General features: G+C 44.8%; 13 protein-coding genes and 3 pseudogenes. 8 read left to right on the top strand and 8 right to left on the bottom strand.

What is annotated here, in order from left to right:
• Positions 1-42: 42 nt before the first annotated feature.
• The gene (gcvPB, locus tag AC0YNV_RS29985) at positions 43-1,506 is read left to right on the top strand and encodes an aminomethyl-transferring glycine dehydrogenase subunit GcvPB (protein WP_475771426.1); all 1,464 of its coding nucleotides are present in this window, start codon (positions 43-45) and stop codon (positions 1,504-1,506) included.
• Between the two features lie 322 nt (positions 1,507-1,828).
• On the opposite strand, the gene AC0YNV_RS29980 is transcribed toward gcvPB, so the two are convergent.
• The 3 genes from AC0YNV_RS29980 to AC0YNV_RS29970 all read right to left on the bottom strand — a co-directional run bounded on the left by AC0YNV_RS29980 (position 1,829) and on the right by AC0YNV_RS29970 (position 5,739).
• A complete protein-coding gene (locus tag AC0YNV_RS29980; RefSeq protein ID WP_475771299.1) occupies positions 1,829-2,785 on the bottom strand; it encodes a phytanoyl-CoA dioxygenase family protein in 957 nt (318 codons plus the stop codon).
• A 207-nt stretch (positions 2,786-2,992) separates the two neighbouring features.
• The gene (locus tag AC0YNV_RS29975; protein WP_475771298.1) at positions 2,993-5,062 is read right to left on the bottom strand and encodes a serine hydrolase domain-containing protein; all 2,070 of its coding nucleotides are present in this window, start codon (positions 5,060-5,062) and stop codon (positions 2,993-2,995) included.
• 272 nt (positions 5,063-5,334) lie between these two features.
• A complete protein-coding gene (locus AC0YNV_RS29970) occupies positions 5,335-5,739 on the bottom strand; it encodes a hypothetical protein (RefSeq protein WP_475771297.1) in 405 nt (134 codons plus the stop codon).
• A 154-nt stretch (positions 5,740-5,893) separates the two neighbouring features.
• On the opposite strand from AC0YNV_RS29970, the gene AC0YNV_RS29965 reads away from it, so the two are divergent.
• The 6 genes and pseudogenes from AC0YNV_RS29965 to AC0YNV_RS29940 all read left to right on the top strand — a co-directional run.
• Positions 5,894-7,006, top strand: a complete 1,113-nt coding sequence (locus AC0YNV_RS29965) for a GerAB/ArcD/ProY family transporter (RefSeq protein WP_475771425.1) — start codon at positions 5,894-5,896, stop codon at positions 7,004-7,006.
• Positions 7,007-7,171: 165 nt separating this feature from the next.
• The gene (locus tag AC0YNV_RS29960) at positions 7,172-8,644 is read left to right on the top strand and encodes a spore germination protein (protein ID WP_475771296.1); all 1,473 of its coding nucleotides are present in this window, start codon (positions 7,172-7,174) and stop codon (positions 8,642-8,644) included.
• Between the two features lie 26 nt (positions 8,645-8,670).
• Positions 8,671-9,729, top strand: a complete 1,059-nt coding sequence (locus AC0YNV_RS29955) for a Ger(x)C family spore germination protein (RefSeq protein WP_475771295.1) — start codon at positions 8,671-8,673, stop codon at positions 9,727-9,729.
• Complete coding sequence (locus AC0YNV_RS29950; protein ID WP_475771294.1) at positions 9,729-10,820, top strand: GerAB/ArcD/ProY family transporter; 1,092 nt, start codon at positions 9,729-9,731, stop codon at positions 10,818-10,820. Before AC0YNV_RS29955 ends, AC0YNV_RS29950 begins: the two co-directional genes overlap by 1 nt.
• Before the next feature lie 245 nt (positions 10,821-11,065).
• On the top strand, positions 11,066-11,647 hold the full coding sequence (locus tag AC0YNV_RS29945; protein WP_475771293.1) for a TetR/AcrR family transcriptional regulator: 582 nt from the start codon (positions 11,066-11,068) through the stop codon (positions 11,645-11,647).
• A gap of 524 nt (positions 11,648-12,171) precedes the next feature.
• Positions 12,172-12,558 (top strand): annotated as a pseudogene (locus AC0YNV_RS29940) (transposase); the annotation flags it as partial.
• A 222-nt stretch (positions 12,559-12,780) separates the two neighbouring features.
• On the opposite strand, the gene AC0YNV_RS29935 reads toward AC0YNV_RS29940, so the two are convergent.
• The 5 genes and pseudogenes from AC0YNV_RS29935 to AC0YNV_RS29915 form a co-directional block, all read right to left on the bottom strand.
• Complete coding sequence (locus AC0YNV_RS29935; protein ID WP_475771292.1) at positions 12,781-12,993, bottom strand: hypothetical protein; 213 nt, start codon at positions 12,991-12,993, stop codon at positions 12,781-12,783.
• Between the two features lie 130 nt (positions 12,994-13,123).
• The gene (locus AC0YNV_RS29930; protein WP_475771424.1) at positions 13,124-14,755 is read right to left on the bottom strand and encodes a spore germination protein; all 1,632 of its coding nucleotides are present in this window, start codon (positions 14,753-14,755) and stop codon (positions 13,124-13,126) included.
• Positions 14,756-15,605: 850 nt separating this feature from the next.
• Entirely contained in the window at positions 15,606-17,894 is a 2,289-nt protein-coding gene (locus tag AC0YNV_RS29925) for a helix-turn-helix domain-containing protein (protein WP_475771291.1), read from the bottom strand.
• Between the two features lie 64 nt (positions 17,895-17,958).
• Positions 17,959-19,356: a hypothetical protein gene (locus AC0YNV_RS29920; RefSeq protein ID WP_475771290.1), complete on the bottom strand. Its 1,398-nt coding sequence runs from the start codon at positions 19,354-19,356 to the stop codon at positions 17,959-17,961.
• 318 nt (positions 19,357-19,674) lie between these two features.
• Positions 19,675-20,013: pseudogene (locus AC0YNV_RS29915) on the bottom strand (transposase); the annotation flags it as partial.
• A 10-nt stretch (positions 20,014-20,023) separates the two neighbouring features.
• Between AC0YNV_RS29915 and AC0YNV_RS29910 the strand changes: the two are divergent.
• Positions 20,024-20,142: pseudogene (locus tag AC0YNV_RS29910) on the top strand (IS30 family transposase); the annotation flags it as partial.
• Between the last annotated feature and the right edge of the window lie 34 nt (positions 20,143-20,176).

Genomic DNA, 20,176 nt, shown 5'->3' with positions numbered 1-20,176 from the left:
ACGTCGGGCACCGGCGATACGAACAGGAACGAAGTGAACCAGATGTCTGCGAAACATGAAAAATTACTTATTTTCGAACTGAGCAAGCCGGGCCGCGCGGCCTATTCTCTCCCGCCTTGCGACGTGCCGGAAGCGGATCATATTGAATATATTCCGTCTTCGATGCTAAGGGCGGTCCCCGCGCAGCTTCCTGAAGTGTATGAGGTGGACGTCATCCGTCATTACACCGAGCTGTCCCGCCGCAACTTCGGCGTAGACAACGGCTTTTATCCCCTTGGCTCCTGTACGATGAAGTACAATCCCAAAATCAACGAGGATACAGCGCGCTTTGCCGGCTTCGCCAAGATACATCCATATCAGCCGGAGGAAAGCATCCAGGGTGCGCTCGAGATTATGTACACGCTGCAAAATGATCTCGCTGTACTGACCGGCATGGACCAGGTGACGCTGCAGCCTGCGGCGGGCGCCCACGGCGAATGGACCGGCCTGATGATGATCCGCGCCTACCACGAGAGCAGAGGCGATAAACGGACAAAGGTGATCGTTCCCGACTCGTCGCACGGAACAAATCCGGCAAGTGCGACCGTCGCAGGCTTCGAGACGGTTACGATCAAGTCAAATGAACGCGGCATGGTCGATTTGGATGCCCTTCGCGCGGAGGTGGGCAGTGATACTGCAGCCCTGATGCTTACCAATCCAAACACGCTCGGCCTGTTTGAGGAGCAGATTGTGGAGATCGCTGAGATCGTTCACCAGGCGGGCGGCCTGCTCTATTACGATGGTGCAAACTCTAACGCCATTATGGGAATTACCCGTCCGGGCGATATGGGGTTCGACGTCGTGCACCTTAACCTGCACAAGACGATGAGCACGCCGCATGGCGGCGGCGGCCCCGGTTCGGGTCCGGTCGGCGTGAAGAGCATTCTTATCCCCTTCTTGCCGAAGCCTCTCGTCAGCCGCAGAGAAAACGGATCATACTTCTTTGATTACGAACGTCCCGAATCGATTGGCCGCGTCAAAGCCTTTTACGGCAACTTCGGCATTCTAGTCCGCGCGTATACCTATATCCGGACATACGGTCCGGAAGGGCTGCGGCGTGTATCCGAATGCGCGGTTCTAAATGCCAACTATATGATGCACCGCCTTGCTTCGCATTACGAGATTCCCTATCCAGGCCTATGCAAGCACGAGTTCGTTATGTCGGGGAGCAGCCTGAAAGCCTTCGGCGTTCGGACGCTGGACGTTGCCAAGCGGCTGCTTGACTTCGGATACCACCCGCCGACCATATACTTCCCGCTTAACGTGGAGGAGTGTATTATGATTGAGCCTACCGAAACCGAGAGTAAAGAGACGCTCGATGGCTTCATTGATACCATGATCCGGATTGCTGAAGAAGCCAGGACAAACCCGGAGCTCGTCATCAACGCGCCCTATAACACGGTTGTCCGCAGACTGGACGAGACGACAGCAGCACGCAAGCCTGTTTTGAACTGTTCATGCAGCTGACAAATTAAAGGAGCATATACTCATAACACCAAGAAGAAACGACAGAAGCCGTCTTTTGGCGGCAAAAGTTAGTATCTTCCTCAAAATTATCTGAAAAGTAGAGGCCAAATTTTATACTTTCTGATAGTTAAAACAATGCCCCGCCCTCAGCGGTGTCCTCAAGGAATGAGTGAACTTTGGCCCTTGGCGACGAATGCTGTGCGCGGGGCATTTTGTATGGAGGACTTCTGCGGAATCCATTGGCAATAAACAAGTAAACAGCCGCTCATCTCCCGAAGGAAACGGCGGCTTATTGATTAAAGCCTGGAGTGTATGAGGCGGTTCAAGTCCGCTCTATTGAACGCAGGACGCTGATCTCAAGCGGAGAATAATCTTCAGCATTCGCTCTGTTCAAATTCATCCGCTTGTCCAGGGGAGTGGCACGGTTGCACATGAATCGGGGTACCCCGGAATGATTCTGCGACGCGCTATGATAAAGGAACGGATGGCAGAGCAGCACATCGCCAGGAGATGCAGGCGTCTCAACCACCCGCAGATGAACCCCGTTGCTGTCCACATGCGTTTGCTCCATGAACCTTTTAATACGGTCACTACTTCCGGGCACAGCCGCTGCAGCCGTGTCGTTCGCATAAATATCAGCTACCGCCGCATCACTTTCTTTTGTATCCGTCAGCTCCCTTAACCAGGGGTGAGAGCGGTTGGCTATTTGAATAGCTTCACCTGCCATAGGACCGTAGTTATGTTCTGCCAGTAAATTGGCGACGACTTTATGAGAACCTTCGGCAACCAGTGTGCTTCCGCTGTGTGTGCCTATCTCCGAGAATACGCACAGCAGCAATAAGCCCTGCTCCGGACTGTCAACGTAATGCGGACGCATCATTCCGTCCCAGTGCCACCCCTTAGTTGGCACATCCCAAGGGATGTCCGCTCCTGATGCGAAGTTGATCGGCCACCAGCCCCACTGCGTCTTGTCACCGTCCTGCCCATATACGGAGCGTTCCTTCCAACGGCCTTCTCCGACCACATCCTCAATGGCGTTGGCCAGCCTCATGGTGTTGCATACTTGAAATTCCTCTGCGTCAAACTGTTCCTTAATGTGCACCATCGGCTGGTTCCAGGTAGAGCGGTCATTCTTCTTCACACCCTGCTTTTCTATCTCTGTCCAGAGAAAATCTTGCGCGGCAAGCGCCGACTTGCGCGGAAACGCCTCTTCCAGATGAACATATCCGAGTTCGATGAATTGCTCGATTTGCGATTTTGTTAACACTTTAGTTTTCATTATCCCACATCCTATCGTGAATGCTGACCTCGTACTTATACTATAAAACGTACTCCCCGCATTCACTACGCAATAAAAGGATTGGATTAACGGTTTTATGACTTGTTATGTCTAATATTTTCCAGTAAATTTCATTAACAACATTCCGGCATAACGAAAGAGGGAGATGTCTGGACAGCAGACAATCCCCCTCTTTGGTTTTAGGTATTATTTTATGGAAATATCTATTTTCGATCCGGCTTCGCCGGCAAAAACAATAGAGCCGTTCTCAGGCAGTACGAATTTATGATTGCCGCTGATTACGCTGTAGTTCACGCATGTACCCTGTTCGTCATATATGGCAAACGAGCCGTGCGCAGGCATCTTCACCTGTATGGTCTTGCCCGCGGCTTTGCCGGATACCGTATACCACTTGGCAAGACCGCTCGCCGGGATCGTCGCTGTCGATTTTTTGCCCGGGTAGATCGGCTTCACGGCGGCTTCACTCGCATAGAGGCTTCCTCCGGATTCGAGGTACTCGATTCCATCCTCTTTATAGAAGGTAAACGCCTGGGTGTCTCTGCCAGCCATCGTCGGAATCTGCAAGTCGCCGGCCGATGTGTTCGGACCGGTTATTTTTTGGTCCAGCACATAACCTGGCGTTTCTTGAAACAAGTCCAACTTGAGGGTCGGCAGCAGCAAATACGCAAGCGAGGTATATTTCTCATCGACCAGGTAATATTTCTTGCCGCTGCGCTCCTTCCATGCTGCAGCGGATTCTTCCGTTATGCTGTTGGCTTCAAGCTTCTCGGCGGAATAGTGCGACAAAGCCGTCTGGCCAAGACCCGGCAGCGAGACATATGCCCGAATCCACAGATACGTATGTCCGTTCTCCTCCTTCATGAAGCTGAGCTTCGTGTTTCCATCCGCACTCATGAACGATCCATCCGCTGTATACACATATTTCTCTGCCGGAGCCTCCGGCATTTGCACCGATGATACGGACAGTTCGCCTTCCTTGCTGATGTCTGCCTTGATCACTTGATTCGTCGCTCCGTATATTCCCGCTTCATTTATTATTTCCGCCGGCATGGCCGCCTTCACTGGAGCGCCGAACGACTTCTCAGGCTTGATTTCGGCAATGACGCCTTTTTCCTGCAGCGCTCCCAGCAGAATTTCATTCGCCAGCAGCTGATCCGTTGTGCTGGCGCCGCCGGAAGAGAGAACTGCAGCCGCCATGTTATGCTCGGGAAGCACGACGAGCGAGGCGTGATAGAGAATCGTGTCTCCGCCCTTCGTCAGCGCTTTAATGCCGTAATTGCCGAACGGGAACAAATTGACGCTGTCCCATCCAAGCCCGTAATTGACAGACGTATCCGCATCCTCGGGCCACATTCCTCTCATATACTCTTCCTGTTCCATAGCGGTTACCGAATCTTCTGAGAGTATGCCTTCGGCTTGTCCGGTGAAGATTTGCGAGAAACGGACCAAATCCTCCGCCGTAGAGTAGATGCCGCCGGTTCCGATAACGTTGACTGTCTCGTTCGGCAGCTGTCCCTGATATGTAGGGAAGTAAAGTCCCGCCATGCGGGATGTGTCAGGCTGATCCAGCGGGGTCTTGGTATTGGACATTCCCAGCGGCTGCGTAAAATATTGATGAATATACGAGGTGAAGTCCATGCCGCTGACCTGCTCTACCAAGAGCTCAGCTAATGTAAACCCGTCGTTGCTGTAAACCGAATACGCGCCGGGATCGGCCTTCAGCTTCTGATCCGCCAATTTCTTCAGCAGCATATCGTGCGCGTAAGTATCGTCGTCTTCAAATAAAAAAGCGTTGGTTAGCGTCGAACCGTAAAGTCCGGATGAATGATTCAGCAGCATGCGCGGCGTAATTTGCTTGTAACGCTCATCTTGCATCGTAAAGTCCGGGATATACTGAACGACAGGCGTGTCCAAATCGATTTTCCCTTCGTCTACCAGCTTCATCACGGCCGCCGTTATGAACATTTTGCTTGTCGAACCGATGCCGTACATCGTGTCCTCCGTCAGCGGCTTTTTTCCCTGCTCGTCGTTGCGGCCGGACTCGCCGGAGATGACAATGCTGCCTTGATCAATAAGGGCATACTGAACGCTTGTCGTATTGTAAGTTCCAGTAAGCAGCTCGGCTTTCTCAGCAGCAGCCTTCCGCGTGGCCTCATAGTCGGGCGTATCGCTTTGACCGGCAGCCATAGCTCCCGTCGGTATCAGCAGCGACACCACAAGTGCCGCAGCCGTCATCCACAATCCTCTTTTTCGCATTAGAACCTCCTAAAATAGTAAAATAGTTTGTTTGCGATGCTTACCGTATCGACCATCCTCCTTCGAAAGCATACGCTTGGGGCAGAATCTATATTTAATACGCAAGAGCGTCCTAAAAGAGTCCATTATTTGAAGTGTCTGTAAAAATATTAATGTTGCTCTGATAAGGTTCGAGTCAAAATTACTCTATCAGACTGGTCCTCTCCCGATCCGATCATTAAGAAAGGCCAGCCAGAAATCTCCGGCTGACCTTTACATTTTTTGAAGCGTATTTATTCCTTCATAAACCGGGTGCATACTATCCTGCACACAAGAACAAGGCAAAACGAAATGGATTGCAAAAGAATGAGGTTGTTTTCCTCTGGCGATAGAAGCATTTTACGTGCCAATACCGTTAAGAAAATATCTGTGAGACGCATGGGGTTCCGCAGCCGCAGCAATTCCATTATTTCGAAGACCAGGATCAACGAAAAAATATCCTCTGCTACTTGGTGAAAATCATTCAGAACATCAGACGGTTGGTTTAATAATGTAAACCATTTGCTAATGAATCCAACTATACCAAGGCACAACGCAATGAGAATAAGGATGTAGATCCCAAAGTGCAGCCAGGAGGAAAGCTTATATAGAGCATCAACAGATTTTTTGTAATTCTCACGGTTCATAATTCTTTTCAATTTGATCCCTCTTCGACAGAAATGTTTTACATATTGTGCCCAATTTTTTGTATTCAATCGCCATTAACAGGGTTGCGATACATATTTGGATGAAAAAAATGGAAGCCTACCTGTATCATTTCTTGTTTCTGGGAAGGAGAAAATCAACTTGGAAATGCGTCAACTCACAACGATCCAGGTGACAGCAGTTCTGATTAGTACAACGGTTGGAGCCGGCGTATTCGCGCTTCCCCGTCTTGCCGTTTTTGCTGCTGATACGGGAGCTCCGCTTATCACATTACTCGGGGCATTGGTCGGATTGTTCGGGCTGCTTCTTATTACAGTACTTGGCGTACGTTTTCCTGAAAAATCGATCATGCAGTACAGCGAGGATATTCTGGGAAGGGGTACCGCATTTGTGGCAAGCCTGAGCATCGTTTCGTTCTTCACCGTATGGACTGCGCTCATTTCCCGGGAATTCGGAGAAGTTGTCGTCACATCCCTATTAAGACAGACTCCCTTGGAAGTGACTGTCCTTGTCATGCTGCTGCTTGCCGCAATCTACGCAAGAACCGACATTGTGACCTTCGTCAATACCCATCTTTTTTATATGCCTTTTATTTTGGTGCCAGGTATTACAGTTATAAGCTTGTCTTTGAAAAATTCCCATATTCTGAACTTGCTCCCGATATGGGGAAACGAGCATCATCAATTGTTTTCCGGGATATTAATGATTGCCGCCTTGTTTCAAGGCTCATTCATCATGACGCTGGTCATCCCATTCATGCGCTCCCCCAAGAGAGCCTATGTGTCCATGCTTTGGGGCTGGGTAGTTCCGAGCGGCACATATGTACTCATCGTCATTGCTTCTGTAGCCGTATTTGGACCTGAGGAAGTCAAATTATTGATGTGGCCCACCTTGGAATTGGCAAAAACAACCTCGGTTCCGGCCAATATATTGGAGCGGCTGGATGCGGCGCTTCTGGCGGTATTCGTGGCCAATGTGTTCACGGCGCTGTTCTCCGGTTATTATTTTATCATCAGATCCTTGACCTATATGTTTCATCTGCGTGATCATAAAATGTTCGTTTATTTTATACTCCCTTTTATCTTTCTGATCGCCATGCTGCCGCAAAACATTCTTCAAATGTACCAGATTCTTGAATTTGTCGGAAAAATAGGACTGTTTATTACGATCGGGTATCCGGCTTTATTGTGGATTATGGCGGTCATTCGTAAAAAAAGGGGAGAACCGGATATTATCCGGGACAGCAGCGGGAAAAGTTAGCATATTCTTGGTTCTATGGGTCATTCTCAGCAGACGGTCGCCGCTTCAGCTCAAATTCATCACTATCCCTTACCTGATTGCTCTATTGTAAAATAACGGGTATAACTTCAGCTTCAGAACCTCATAATAAGACGAATTACTTTTCTTAGACAGGTGGTACGTCTTATGCTCCCCAATATACATAAAGCTTTAAGAGAGCTCTCAAAATCAGATGATTTTCGACAGATAACCATAAGCATAAAAGATAAGCTTCTTCATTTTTCGTACTATAAAACGCTTATAAACCATGAACAATTTCACCATGATTTACTCTCTTTCTTTCAAATATCGAGCTGTGAAATCAATAATTTGCATGATCTAAAAGCCTTGATTCCCATTGAAGGAATCAAGGCTTCTTCAAACCTCGAAGAAATTTTACAAAGGTTGGCTCGCGGTTCAATCTTTCTTCAAATGGAACCCCATCTGAATGAAGGACTAATAGTGGACATCGCGGATTTTAACCTGGGGCAGCGTGATTATAATGATACCGAAAATGAATACAGCGTAATCGGTCCGAAAATCGGTTTTGTCGAAAATATAGATACCAATATGGCTTTACTCCGAAGAGGGCTTGTAACCGAAAAACTCATATTTGAGGAACACATCGTTGGTTCGATTTCAAAAACGAGAATCGTTATCGCTTATTTGGAGGGCATTACCAATCCTCAACATGTTGATACATTAAGGCAGAGGCTCTTGGATCTGGATTTTGACGTGGTATTTGACAGTTCTGTTCTGGAACAACTTATTTCAGACAACTCGAATTCTCCCTTCCCGTTATTTTTGTCCACTGAACGCCTGGACAGGATAATGTATTCCTTGATAAGCGGGGAAGTATCCCTTTTATGCAACGGTTCTCCTATAGTAACTGCGGGACCCGTCAACTTATTTAGCTTTATTATTTCTCCCGAAGATTATTACTTGCCATGGATTTTGGGTTCGTTCTTTCGTCTCATACGTTATTTTGGGGTTGCGTTTTCGATTCTGGCAAGCTCCCTATATGTTGCGATTCTTTCCTTTCATTATATCGTCATTCCCAGGGATCTTTTAGGCCCGATAATCGAATCCAGGATAAACGTTCCCTTTCCTCCTTTGCTGGAAGTCCTGTTCTTGGAAATAACCATCGAGCTGCTGCGCGAAGCCGGGTCCAGATTGCCTACAAAAGTCAGTCAAACGTTGGGCATTGTAGGAGGTATCATACTTGGGCAAGCAGCGGTGCAAGCCGCTTTAACCAGTAATATTTTGCTCATCATCGTTTCTCTTTCGGCATTGGCTTCCTTTACCACGCCTATTTTCAAGATGTCCAACACGATACGCTTTTTGCGTTTTCCCTTGATTGTCTTGGCATCCTTGTGGGGCGGTTTAGGCATAATAATTGGGTTAATGTTTATTTTAGGCCATTTATTGCGATTGAAATCGTTGGGTACGCCGTATATCGTGCCCCTGTTCCCTTTTCGCCACAAAGGCTTCAGCGACAGTTTTATCCGCTCTTCCTTCACTCTTACTTCTAAACGATTTTTATTTACGCGTCCGCTCTCGGCAATAAGATATTCCGTACAAAAAAATAAAGATATCGGCGACGACTATAATAATGAATAGTATTGTGCGGACAGGAGGATGAAATCATGAAACGGCATATCCTGGCTCTCTTCTGCTGCTGCCTGTTATCCGGCTGCGCGCAAGAGAAGATAATCGACCGGATTAATATCATCCAAAGCATGGGAGTAGACATCGAAGGAGAAACGTATAAGATGAGCGCTTCTTATCCTACGTATATAAAAGCTTCCCGGAAACAATTCGTATCGCCATTAACCGCGGAGTCGAAAATCATTTACGGGATTTTCACAGCTATAGCTGCCAAGTCTTCACAGCCTATCGAAATCGGTCAAATGCGCACATTGGTCATTAGCGAAAAATTCGCAAGAGGAGCCATCGCTGAGCTTGCCGACATCATCAATCGGGAATCCATTAAAAGCAGCAATGCTACCATTGTTATCACCAAACAAAAGGCAAGCTCGATAATATCCGAGAGCTTAAAGAAACCACCCTTTTTCTTGTCAGAGCTGATCGAACAAAACATGTACCATGGGAATACGCCGATGACAAATTATCATTCATTCGTTAATCAGTATTATGGAGAAGGCCAGGATATTTATTTACCTGTCATCAATATAGATCAGGGCTTATTGCATATGGATGGTGTAGGTGTCTTTAAAGGAGAAGAATTGAAGCTTTGGTTAAACAACGAAGAAGGATTATATTTAAAGCTTCTTAAAGACAGAGCCCTGAGAGGCGAATATGATTTCAAGACCGGTCCAAAAGAGATGTATTCCTTTATCATTCTGCACGGAAAGAGAAAAATAGCCATCGCGCAAAACGGAAAGGCAACGATATCCCTTAAGTTAACCATAGTACCCAGACAATTTCCGAAAAAAATAAACATTCAGAAAAAAGACGACTTTCATGAAGTAAAGACGCAAATCGAAGAAAAATTCGCTTCGGAAATTAAAACGATGCTAATCCGTCTACAAAAGAACAACGTCGACCCTATCGGCTTCGGAGAGCAATACAGGAGGCAGCATAGAACGTATAGCGAGAACGGATTTAATGAAACAATTTACCCTAATCTGGATTTTGAAGTGAAGACGAAGATTATTATTTTACACTCAGGGGTTGGTCATTAGTGCAGAATCGGGTAAAGGAAAATTACACGATTTCCGGATACTTTGTATTTTTCTTAATCGGCGTTTCCCAAACGGCCGCTAACATTCTAAATTTTCAAAGTCTTGTCCTTGAGGATGCCGGTCAAGATGCCTGGATATCGATTATCCTCATGGGTTTGAGCCTGCATCTAATCATCTGGATGGTTTATAAGATGCTCGGCAATCCGGCTAAAGATGTAATTGACTTGCATCGAAAGATCCTCGGCAGCTTCATGGGCAATGCCGTTTCTCTGCTATTAATCGGATACTATTTCATAATGGCTCTATTTTACTTCCGAACTTACATTGAAATCATTCAAGTGTGGGTATTTCCAACCGTTAGAACATGGGCTTTGGCCGGGCTCTTAATTTGCATCATTTATTATGTCGTATCCGGCGGGTTCAGGGTTGTTGCCGGGTTTAGCTTTTTCGGGGCTTTGATCCCCTTACTCTTTTTGCTTTACTTCCCGATGCGACAAGGCAATCTCCATAATTTATTGCCTATACTCAATCATTCTTTTCTTGATTTGCTTGAAGGATCTAAATCCTCCAGTTTCATTTTCTTCGGACTTGAAACTTTGCTTATTTACTTCCCTTTCTTAAAATTACCCGAAAAAAACGTAAAATGGGCTCATTTCGCCTTGCTTTTCACTACATTCAAACATACGGCTATAATCATTGCAACCCTGATGTTTTTTAGTCAGGGACTGCTGAAACATACGATTTGGCCAACCTTGGCGATGACGAAAATCGTCGAGTTATCCTTCATTGCAAGGTTCGAAAACCTTTTTATTTTTTTGTGGCTTTTGGTTATCATCCCGACGGTTTGTATCCCTATATGGTGCTGTACTAGAATTATGAAAAGAGTTGCTACGCTTAAACCCCGGCTGACTCTACCCGTTATACTGGCAGCCCTTTTCATCGCCGCGCTTACGTTCAAAGAACAAACGCAGATCGGGGCATTAGAAAAAATCATAAATGACTTAGGATTTTATTTCATCTTTGCCTATATCCCTTTACTATTTATAATCAGTCGCGTTGCATCAAACTCCAAATCCGATGTTGTCAAATAATTTAGAAACTGATTTATTGTGCTTCTGCCAAAAGGTTATATTTCATTATCCTGCCCGCTTAACGCAATGAGGCTGCTGTTTTATCCGGCAGCCTCATTCTGGTGGTTTATTGAGTTCTTGTGCCCGTTAGTTGAGCCTTAAGAACCCAGAAATGGATACAAATTAGCTTTCATGGGGTGCATACTCCAAATGGTGCATTGAAGAGTCGCAATGCGGTTATTAGCTCATCTTCGAAGATTTCGCCGTTGTCACGGAAGCCGAAGCTTTCAGCCGAGCGAGTGTTATTAACAAACGGACTTGCCAAAACTACGACTAAGGAAATTGCTCGGGCAGCCGGTTGCTCTGAAGGATCGTTATATAATCATTTTAAAAGCAAAGAAGATATATTTCTCCATGTTTTACGGGGACAATTGAAAAATTTTATGAGTACCTTAACATCACTACAGAGCCTTGCTGGTAACGAAACGGTGCGAAAAAACTTAGAGCAGGTAGCTCTTGCGGCGCTGGAGGATTTCAACAATTCCATGTCCTTGATCTGTTCTATTTTCTCGGAACCTGAAATTTTGCATCGTCACCGAGAAGGTTTTACATTGCGAAACGAAGGTCCGCACAGGGCTAACGAAGCCGTGGAAGCCTATTTGTTGAAAGAGAAATACCTTGGCAGAATCCGGGGGGAAATACATTCGAGAGCCGCAGCGGATTTATTGCTGGGTAGTTGCTTTCAACATGCGTTCCAGTTGAACTTTTTAGGTAAAGAGGAGTCTCAAGAAGAACGAATTGAATTTGCAAACCGTGTTTTGGATACATTATTTGCAGGACTAGCATAACAATAAACGTCGCCTTTTATTACCTGATAACAAAAGGGCGATAACTCATCTTGAAACAAACATCAATAGGCTGCCATTTTTTAATGGAAGCCTAATTTCTTTTTATGGAATTGAAAATGTATAATGCTGCTCCAGCCTCACAACGAAGGTCATTTAACCAATTGATTTTGAAGCAACGATGGCGCTTTCCATTTCCCTTAGTTATTCGGGTTCTCAATCACAATCCCTGTTACAATGCTAAACTGCCCATTCGTATTATGAGGTAAGCCAGTTTTTACTGGTTGACCTCTTTTGTCTTTAAGAGGCTTAGTTACGGTAGCCGGGGTCGAACGTAACTGCCCGTGGGGCCGTGATCACGTGTGCTAAACTGTTCACCCCCCTACTTGTAGAAACATGTTTGAGGCTGGTTGAGACAACGATCTCGAATAACAAGCGAAGCTATGACATTGCAAGAAGGACTAGGGGGCTACCGGCAAATACAGGTATGAAGGGTGATGCAGGAATGAACGTAATCGGTCTGGGTATATGAGATTATCCAATCCATCCCCGGCATCGGAGAAAAAATCGCGGCAACGATTATCTCTGAAGTTGGTGAGATCGATCAGTTTAATCACCCAAAGAAGCTCGTTGCCTTCGTTGGCGTTGATCCTAGCGTTCATATCTCGGGTAAGTTTACTGCCACAATGAATCGGATCACAAAACGTGGCTCCAGCAGACTCAGGCATGCCTTGTACATGGCGGTACTGTGCGGGCTGAGGCGTACCGGGAGTAAGAAACTCAAAGCCTTTTACGACAAAAAAATGGCTGAGGGGAAAGCCCACAAAGTAGCGATGATCGCCTGTGTGAACAAGTTGCTGCATTGGATCTTTGCCATGCTTAAACGGAAAGAAGCTTTCCTCGAGTTAATTTAATTGGAAAACAAACGAAACCCGTGAAAAACCTTCCAACTCATCATTGGAGGGTTATTTGGCATGCATACTAATTAGTATAGCATCAATTTCGCTCAAGGCTATTGAAAAATCTTGACAAGATATTAGCTGGTTTAACGTAATGAAGCTGCCGTTCTTGCCGGCAGCTTCATTAACTGTTTATTGAGCTATCGTACCCGTTCGTATTATGAGGTCAGCCAGTTTTTACTGGTTGACCACTTTTATCGGCATCGCATACATACATACATATATACATACATACATACATTGAATGCCCCCTAAAGTGTGGCATTTTTGTTTTATGTATGTACATTGCTTGACCGTCTTACCATCCATACTGATCGTGGCTGTCTCGCTCTTGATAGCATAGCCCACCTTTGCACCGATCAGCTGGCTGATTGAGCGCAGCGGAATCATCATCCTATAGTGCGAATTGTTGAGAAATAGTTACCGTGTCCAGAAAGTTCTCGAAGGAGCTAACATCAAACTGATAGCTGTTTCCTCCGATATATGGGACTTTCCGCCATCCGGGGAAGTTCCAGCACACCTACCCCATTGATGGTTCTTGTGATAATGGCTTCTCCTGAATCAGGGTTACCTGACTAGGTCCTGTACTGATCCCTCCCTTCCGATTCTGCTCCTGCATCGGATCAAGTACATTTGATTGCTCTCTACGATTGGGCTCCGACTTTCCCCCTACTCGGGTCGGATCAGGAGAAAGCAGCATGGTAGGCCTCTTCTTCATCGACCAGATTGGAGCACGTGTAACCAAGTCTTTGAACCCTTGCAACTCAACCGGAACCGCCGGACTCATGTACGGTACTCCAAAGGATTTCAAGGATAGCATATGATTCCCGATTACAATCAAACCAATCACCACACCGTAAAGACCAAACATGCCAGCCATGAGGATGAGCGGAAATCGGAGCATACGCAGTGCGAACGCGGAATTATAGGCGGGTGTTGCGAACGACCCGATCGTTGTCAGCGCGATAACGACAACGGTAATAGGACTTGCGAATCCGGCAGCAACCGCGGCTTGGCCAATAATCAGCACACCTACAATCGATAATGCTCCCCCAACCTGCTGGGGCAGCCGAATAGTTGCTTCACGCAGCACCTCCATCGATATCTCGATAATGAGTACTTCAATAAACGCTGGAAAAGGCACCCCGGCTCTTCCCCCCGCTACGGCAACCGCGAACTCCGTCGGGATTAGTTCGGGATTAAAGGAGATGATGGCAACATACAAAGCAGGAGAAATCAGGGAGAACAACAAAGCAATCACGCGAACCAGCCTGATAAAGCTTCCTTGCAGAAAGCGCGTTGTATAGTCCTCCGTTACCTGATAGAACTGATTAAACACAGCTGGCACAATAAGCGCGAAAGGCGTTCCGTTAACCAGGATGGAAACTCTGCCCTCGAGTAGATTGGCGACTACCTTGTCCGGTTTCTCCGTATTTTGAACCTGGGGAAAAGGAGACAGATAGTTATCCTCAATGAACTGCTCCAGGTACCCGGCATCCATGATTCCATCGATATCAATATTGGATAATCGCTTTTCTACTTCCTCAACCAGCTCCGGATTCACAATTCCATCCAAATAGGTAATCGCTACGTCAGTTTTGGTCACCCGACCAAGAGTCATAACCTTCACCCGCAAATCAGGCGTCATCAGCCGATATCTGATCAAAGCCAGATTATCGGTCAGATGTTCGATGAAGCCTTCTCTGGGTCCTTGAATCACCTGTTCGGTCGGAGGTTGATTTATCGCCCTTTTCCCAATGTTCGTGCAACGCATAATGAATACTTCATCCAGGCCATCTATAGCCAGAACCAATGAACCTCTGGAAACCCCATCCACCAGCTCGCTGAGCCTGGAAGTTGTCTTGATTGGACTATACGTTAGTATCTGACGTTTTATCATGTCAGCGAGCTGCTTCGGACTTTTACGATCCTCCTCTTCCGTCTCCACAATTTTCATTAGAGGCCACAGCACATCTTCAATGATTTCTGTTTTGTCCGCCAAACTAAAGTAATAGAACAGAACTGCCGGATAATAGCCGTGAATATCGAATAAGCGGATAACGAAGTCATCGCTGTTCTTCAGCAATTCCTGCATGAAAAGCACCATTTCGTCAATCGACTGATGAGTAGGTTCATCCTTTAACTGTTCCATGATCTTGTTGGGTGGAACAGAAAGTGTTTGTGGCTGATTGGAGTCTTGGATCTGATTGGATCGTTGTCTGGATTTATTAATCATGGATTCCCACACGGACAAATACATCCCCCCTCAAATGCCAGAATGGATCTTCGTATATTCTTTATTCTAATAGGCTTCCACTTTATTTCCCGATTATGCGTGCATTCCCCAGTATTCCTTTATATCCTTATCCTGCTGGTTCGTATTATGCTCACGCACGGTGTGGGTGGCTTACATTACGTATATACCCTGCCGGAAGGCCGACTATACTTAGCAAATGTGTCTTGGACCTGTAACCATTCGGAGCAGTTCGCATATGCCTCCATCGAAAACCACAACCAACTCTCTCCCTTTATCGTAGCGTTACGTCATACATTACATTTTCACTTTACAGAATGGCGGCTCCATGAAGGCCGGACTATTCGACAACCGATTATTCAAACCTTCACCGATGTTCCCCCCGAAGAATGCGTTTTTGTGGAACAGCATCTCAAAAATAAACAAAAAACCCCGATGGTCACTAGCCATCGGGGATTAATCGTCTAGTCTGAAGTCTGAATGTGCCGAGCTATCATGCCCAGTTAGTTGAGCGAAATACCTCACAAAATCAGTTCAGATATTAGACTGAAGAAGATCGAAAGGAACGCTATAGTAACCACTTCGCATACCTTGCAGTGCTTCTCCAGCTGCCAACAGGAATGCACAGGTTATCCTGACGTCAACTCTTCCTCCCGAATCTCCCGCCTATTGCTTATGAAGGTCGGAATTCCGTCAGTTCGGTCCATTCCAGCCGAAATGGATGTCTTCTATAACGAAATGGAACAGGTTATCTTTTAGAGGTGCTTATGTCCTCCCGATACTGTCCTGGTGTTATACCTGTCATCCTACGGAAATATCGAATAAAGTTTTGAGGATTGTTATAACATAAACGATCTGAAATATCTAAAACCTTCATGTCGGTGTTTGCAAGCCATTCTTTCGCGATTTGAAGTCGAAAATTCGAGAGATACTGACTGAAACTAGTCCCCATTTCTTGTTTCATCAGCCTTCTTATATACATCTGATGAACATCCAACCGCGCCGATACAGATTCTAATGTCAGATCCTGTTCATATTCTAAACGAATAATACGGATTACTTCGTCGATAATGCGAATACGTTGTGCATTTCGGTTTGAATGAATGGCTTTAATTATCGGATTGACTAATTCGAGATCTAGCCAGTTCACCATTTCTTCACGCGTTTTAGTTAGGATATGGTCAATCTCAATGATATCCTCTTTCACTATATTATAAGTGGAAATGTCGAGATCAGCAGGTATTTTAAGAATATCGATGACCAAACGCAGTAAAACAAATCGGTATTCCTGTAAAGTTACATTTTCATTAGGTAACTCCCATACAATTTTATGCAATGTCTCCTTTGCTTGCTTAGCATCTCCAACTTTTATGGATTCGCTCAATATTTGTAACTGAGGTATTGGATATCGAACGACATTTTGTTCAGCAGGTTGTAATTCCTGCAAATAGAGTACAGCCTTCCTCCCGAATTGTACCTGATATTTTAAAGCCTCCAAACCTTCTTTATACGCTTGGTGCGAAGCTTCGATAGATTCATAAGGACGACTAATCCCAACACTTAGGACTAATTTTAAATATTTAGATACAGTTGCTTGAATTTTCTCAGCTATGTCATATACCTCTTTTTTAATCTGTTCAGGAGAAGAACTTCTATGTTTGAAAATAGCTACGAAATAATGATCTACCAGCACCGATCCAAACCGGACATCACTTGTAAACAATTCTTCAGCAATATTTTGAACAGCATACATAAGTAAATCTCGATCCTTTTGAGAATAACGGGATTTATCCATATCTTCAATCTGCATAACACTTACGGAAAACCTTTCACAATCACCTGAAAGATTATACCGATTCATATATTCGTATGTATCAGAAGCACTCAGATGGTCCCCTTTCAACAAACGATGGATAAAATAGTTTTTCAGATGATTGAAATAATATTGTGTCTTCTCGTCCATGGCTTTATGGTCTTTAAGAATAAAACCAATTCTTTCTCTAATGATTTCAAATTCGTTTCTTTTTTTCTTAACCTTCGGGTCTAAAATCGTCAATTGTTTCATCATTAAGTTGATTGGAGCGTACATGCGTCTGGTTCCGAAGTAGGAAATTATGAAAGTAAACAACAGGATAATTGTTGCAAATATTAATGATAAAAAGCCCACACTACGTATTTCTCGTTTAAGTTCTCCTAAAGGAATAATGGATAAATACGTCCATCCGTTGTAAGTTGATCTTACATAATTAATCCCCCTCACAGTACCAAATAGGTTTTCCTCAAAATAACCTTCTTTCGTTAATTCTAATTCGTTTTTTTCTAATGCCTCTAAATTCGTATATAACCGAAATTGGTCCGTCGGTGAGTGGGCAATAATGCGATGATTTTCGTCTAAAACAAGAGTGATGCGATTGTCTCCTTCATTAATGAGGATCTTGTTTAATTCGTCAGCATAGAGTTCAGCAATAACTAGTCCCTGTGGGGACTTCGACCATATCGGAAGTTTTTGAACTAGCAACAAATGCTGTCTCGAATTATCCCCACCTACGTAAGGAGGTAAATATTCATCATTCATAATCCAAAATGAGGGACGGGAATCTTGAAGTAACTGAAGATACACTGCCTTCTTCCCCGTTTCAATTAAGTTATGAACTCCCGTATCCAAAATCCAATTATAATTAGTATTGATAAGAAAAATATTTTGAACCCCATATTGAAAAATTTGCTGCTCTGAGATGCCGCTGAATAATTCGTTTGCTAATAAAAATTGCTTTGAGGTTAATGCGGTTTGCATAGATTGGCTGACAACGGGGGAGCTAGAGAACTGAATGATTCCAGTTTCAATGTTTTGCAAGCGTTGTTCGATATGCATCTGTGATTGCCTTAGGAAGGATACATTGCTCTGCTCCACTTTTTCTCGAACTAAATTGGATGACTTTATGTAAGAGAAGAAAGTTTGGGCAACAATCGGAATCGAGCCGATTAGAAGACATAGCAGTAATAATTGAGTGAAATACATCGAAAAATATTTTTTCATTTCACTATCACCCTACCTATCATCATCCTTCTCAAAAGTGCCCAACAGCTTTACCATTTTGTTTTTAAATTGAATTTCGAATTGCTTTGCCCACCGCTTTGAGATTTTCTAGACGCATTTCGTCATATTCCCGTGATAGAAGTACTCCTTCTGCTCCCGCTTCTAATGCCTTACAAATATGTGTGTAAACCGCATCGGGTTTGCTCTCAAAATACGATTCTTTCCAAGGGACATCGAAACCAACGCCAGCGTATACTTTTGCATTACCCTTTACGGCATCAACACAGCGCTTTATTTCTCTATACGTATAATGTTCCGAGAGGCCTTGCTCAGTTAATTGTTCCCAACCCGGCTGAGTATCAGCCTTATAACCCAACACAGTATAAAACAGGTCAAGGATTTGATTTGGCGTTAGCTCTTGCATAATAGTTTCCGCCTTTCGTTCTAAATATTCCCTTAATCGAAGCCCTGCTATATCAAAATATACAGAAGGCTTAATAAAATCTACATATTTACTCATATCAGTATAATTTAGACGTATCTTATAAGATATATCCCACGTATTAATAGATTGATGAATGTGAACTCCGAATTCAGCTTCGTTATTTAGTAGCTTCACAGCACCTGAAAGCTTAGCAGTCAATTGTTCGCGAGATTCATGCATGAATTTATCCCACTGTAGAATCTCTGGATATTCCATAAAAATGCGCAAGGTAGTAAGGATGATGCCTTCTGAAGCATCAGCTCTTCCCATTTTCAAATCACGAATCCATTCAAAGAGGACTTGAAATCCTACTTTTGCTCTCTCTACATTAATTCCCTGTTGGTACCCTCTTGCCTGGCACGTTTGACAGAAGCAGCCTACCCGCTTCCCTCCAAGCAGTTGTGATATCGGCCCTGGTCGTTCTGAACCATATTTAAATCCATTCAATGGATACCGCTTAAACAGATCTTCTATGGTGGATAACCACCAGTTATGGTAATTCTCATTATTCCAACAAGGGTTTTCATAAATCATTCCGTTGAAATCAACGGATAATATTTTGATGTAATTGTCCAAGTATCTGGATGTTATACTGTTGAACGGTTCCAAAATACGTCCATATACTTTAATCCCTCTTTTATGAGCAGGAGGTATCACTTCAGCAAACACATCTTGGTCCGCATACATCTCTTTATCTGGCGATCGTTGATGTCGCAAAAAAGTGCCAGCGAAATATTTTTCATCAGGAGAATTCCATAACATTGTCAGGTTTCGGTCCAGATCGGACTTTGCTTTCAGACCGTGGTCGTTTGCCAAGGCATCCTGTTCTCGTCTGACAAAATTGAAATAATGATTCTGATAGACAAAAACAGCATTGACACCAGCTGTCTCTTGAAGGATATCTAGACAATGATCTGCTCCTTCATCAAAGACACTGTGTGACCCAAGTTGGATGCCAACAAATTTATCAGATCCCATCAGCACTCACCTCCTCAGAAATCCGTAACTCTTACCTTTTTTGGGGGATAGGCGATTCCCATTGCTCTGACATCCAAACTAAGCAAGCCTAGTCCGCGGCCATACCCTGGTCTATCTGTAAGCGTATTCACCATGAATGCTAGCTATTTCCCGTCAGGCCTTACATTGGAGTTGTTCGCACGTAACCTAATCCGTGCAACTTCAATTTCCAAAGATCAACTGGGGGTGAGAATTTTCAAAATCCCGGGAGCATTCCAAGCAAAATATGATCTTGATCCGGAAATATCCCTTTACACTCGTTATTGAATTAACGGATTGTCAAGCTAAGTGCGACAGCTCATCCGTGAATGCTTCGTAAGCAGATTTCCAGCTTGACATTTACGGAGGCGATGGTTGATGAGGCGAATAGCCTCTGCCAGTTCTTCATCCGATACCCTAGCAAATCGTATCCTTCAGGGAAGAAGTCGCGTAGCAGTCCATTGGCATTCTCATTGGAACCACGCTGTCAAGATGAATACGGCATCTGCAAAGTAAACCATAATATCGAGCTGTGCGATCCGACATTTTCACAGCGAAGTAGAGAGCAGAGTTTTTCGCTCAATGAAGGTAGCTGCGCAAAGCCTTGCTCTGCCCACAACTGGGCAAGACCGTATCGAGTTAACCCAACATGAGCTACTCCCATCTTAGCATAATCGAATGTGGGCAACTAGAGACGTTGCATCGGCTTGGTTGGTCGACGAGAGCCATGGTCAGCAACTTGGTCGTCATCACTCCTCCATCGATCGTTCGAGAACCCTCCTGTGAAAATGGTTGTTGTAAT

The organism is Paenibacillus sp. JT31N11 (genome assembly GCF_056269285.1).
Note: the sequence above shows the minus strand (reverse complement) of the source record. Positions and strands in the feature narration are given on the sequence as shown.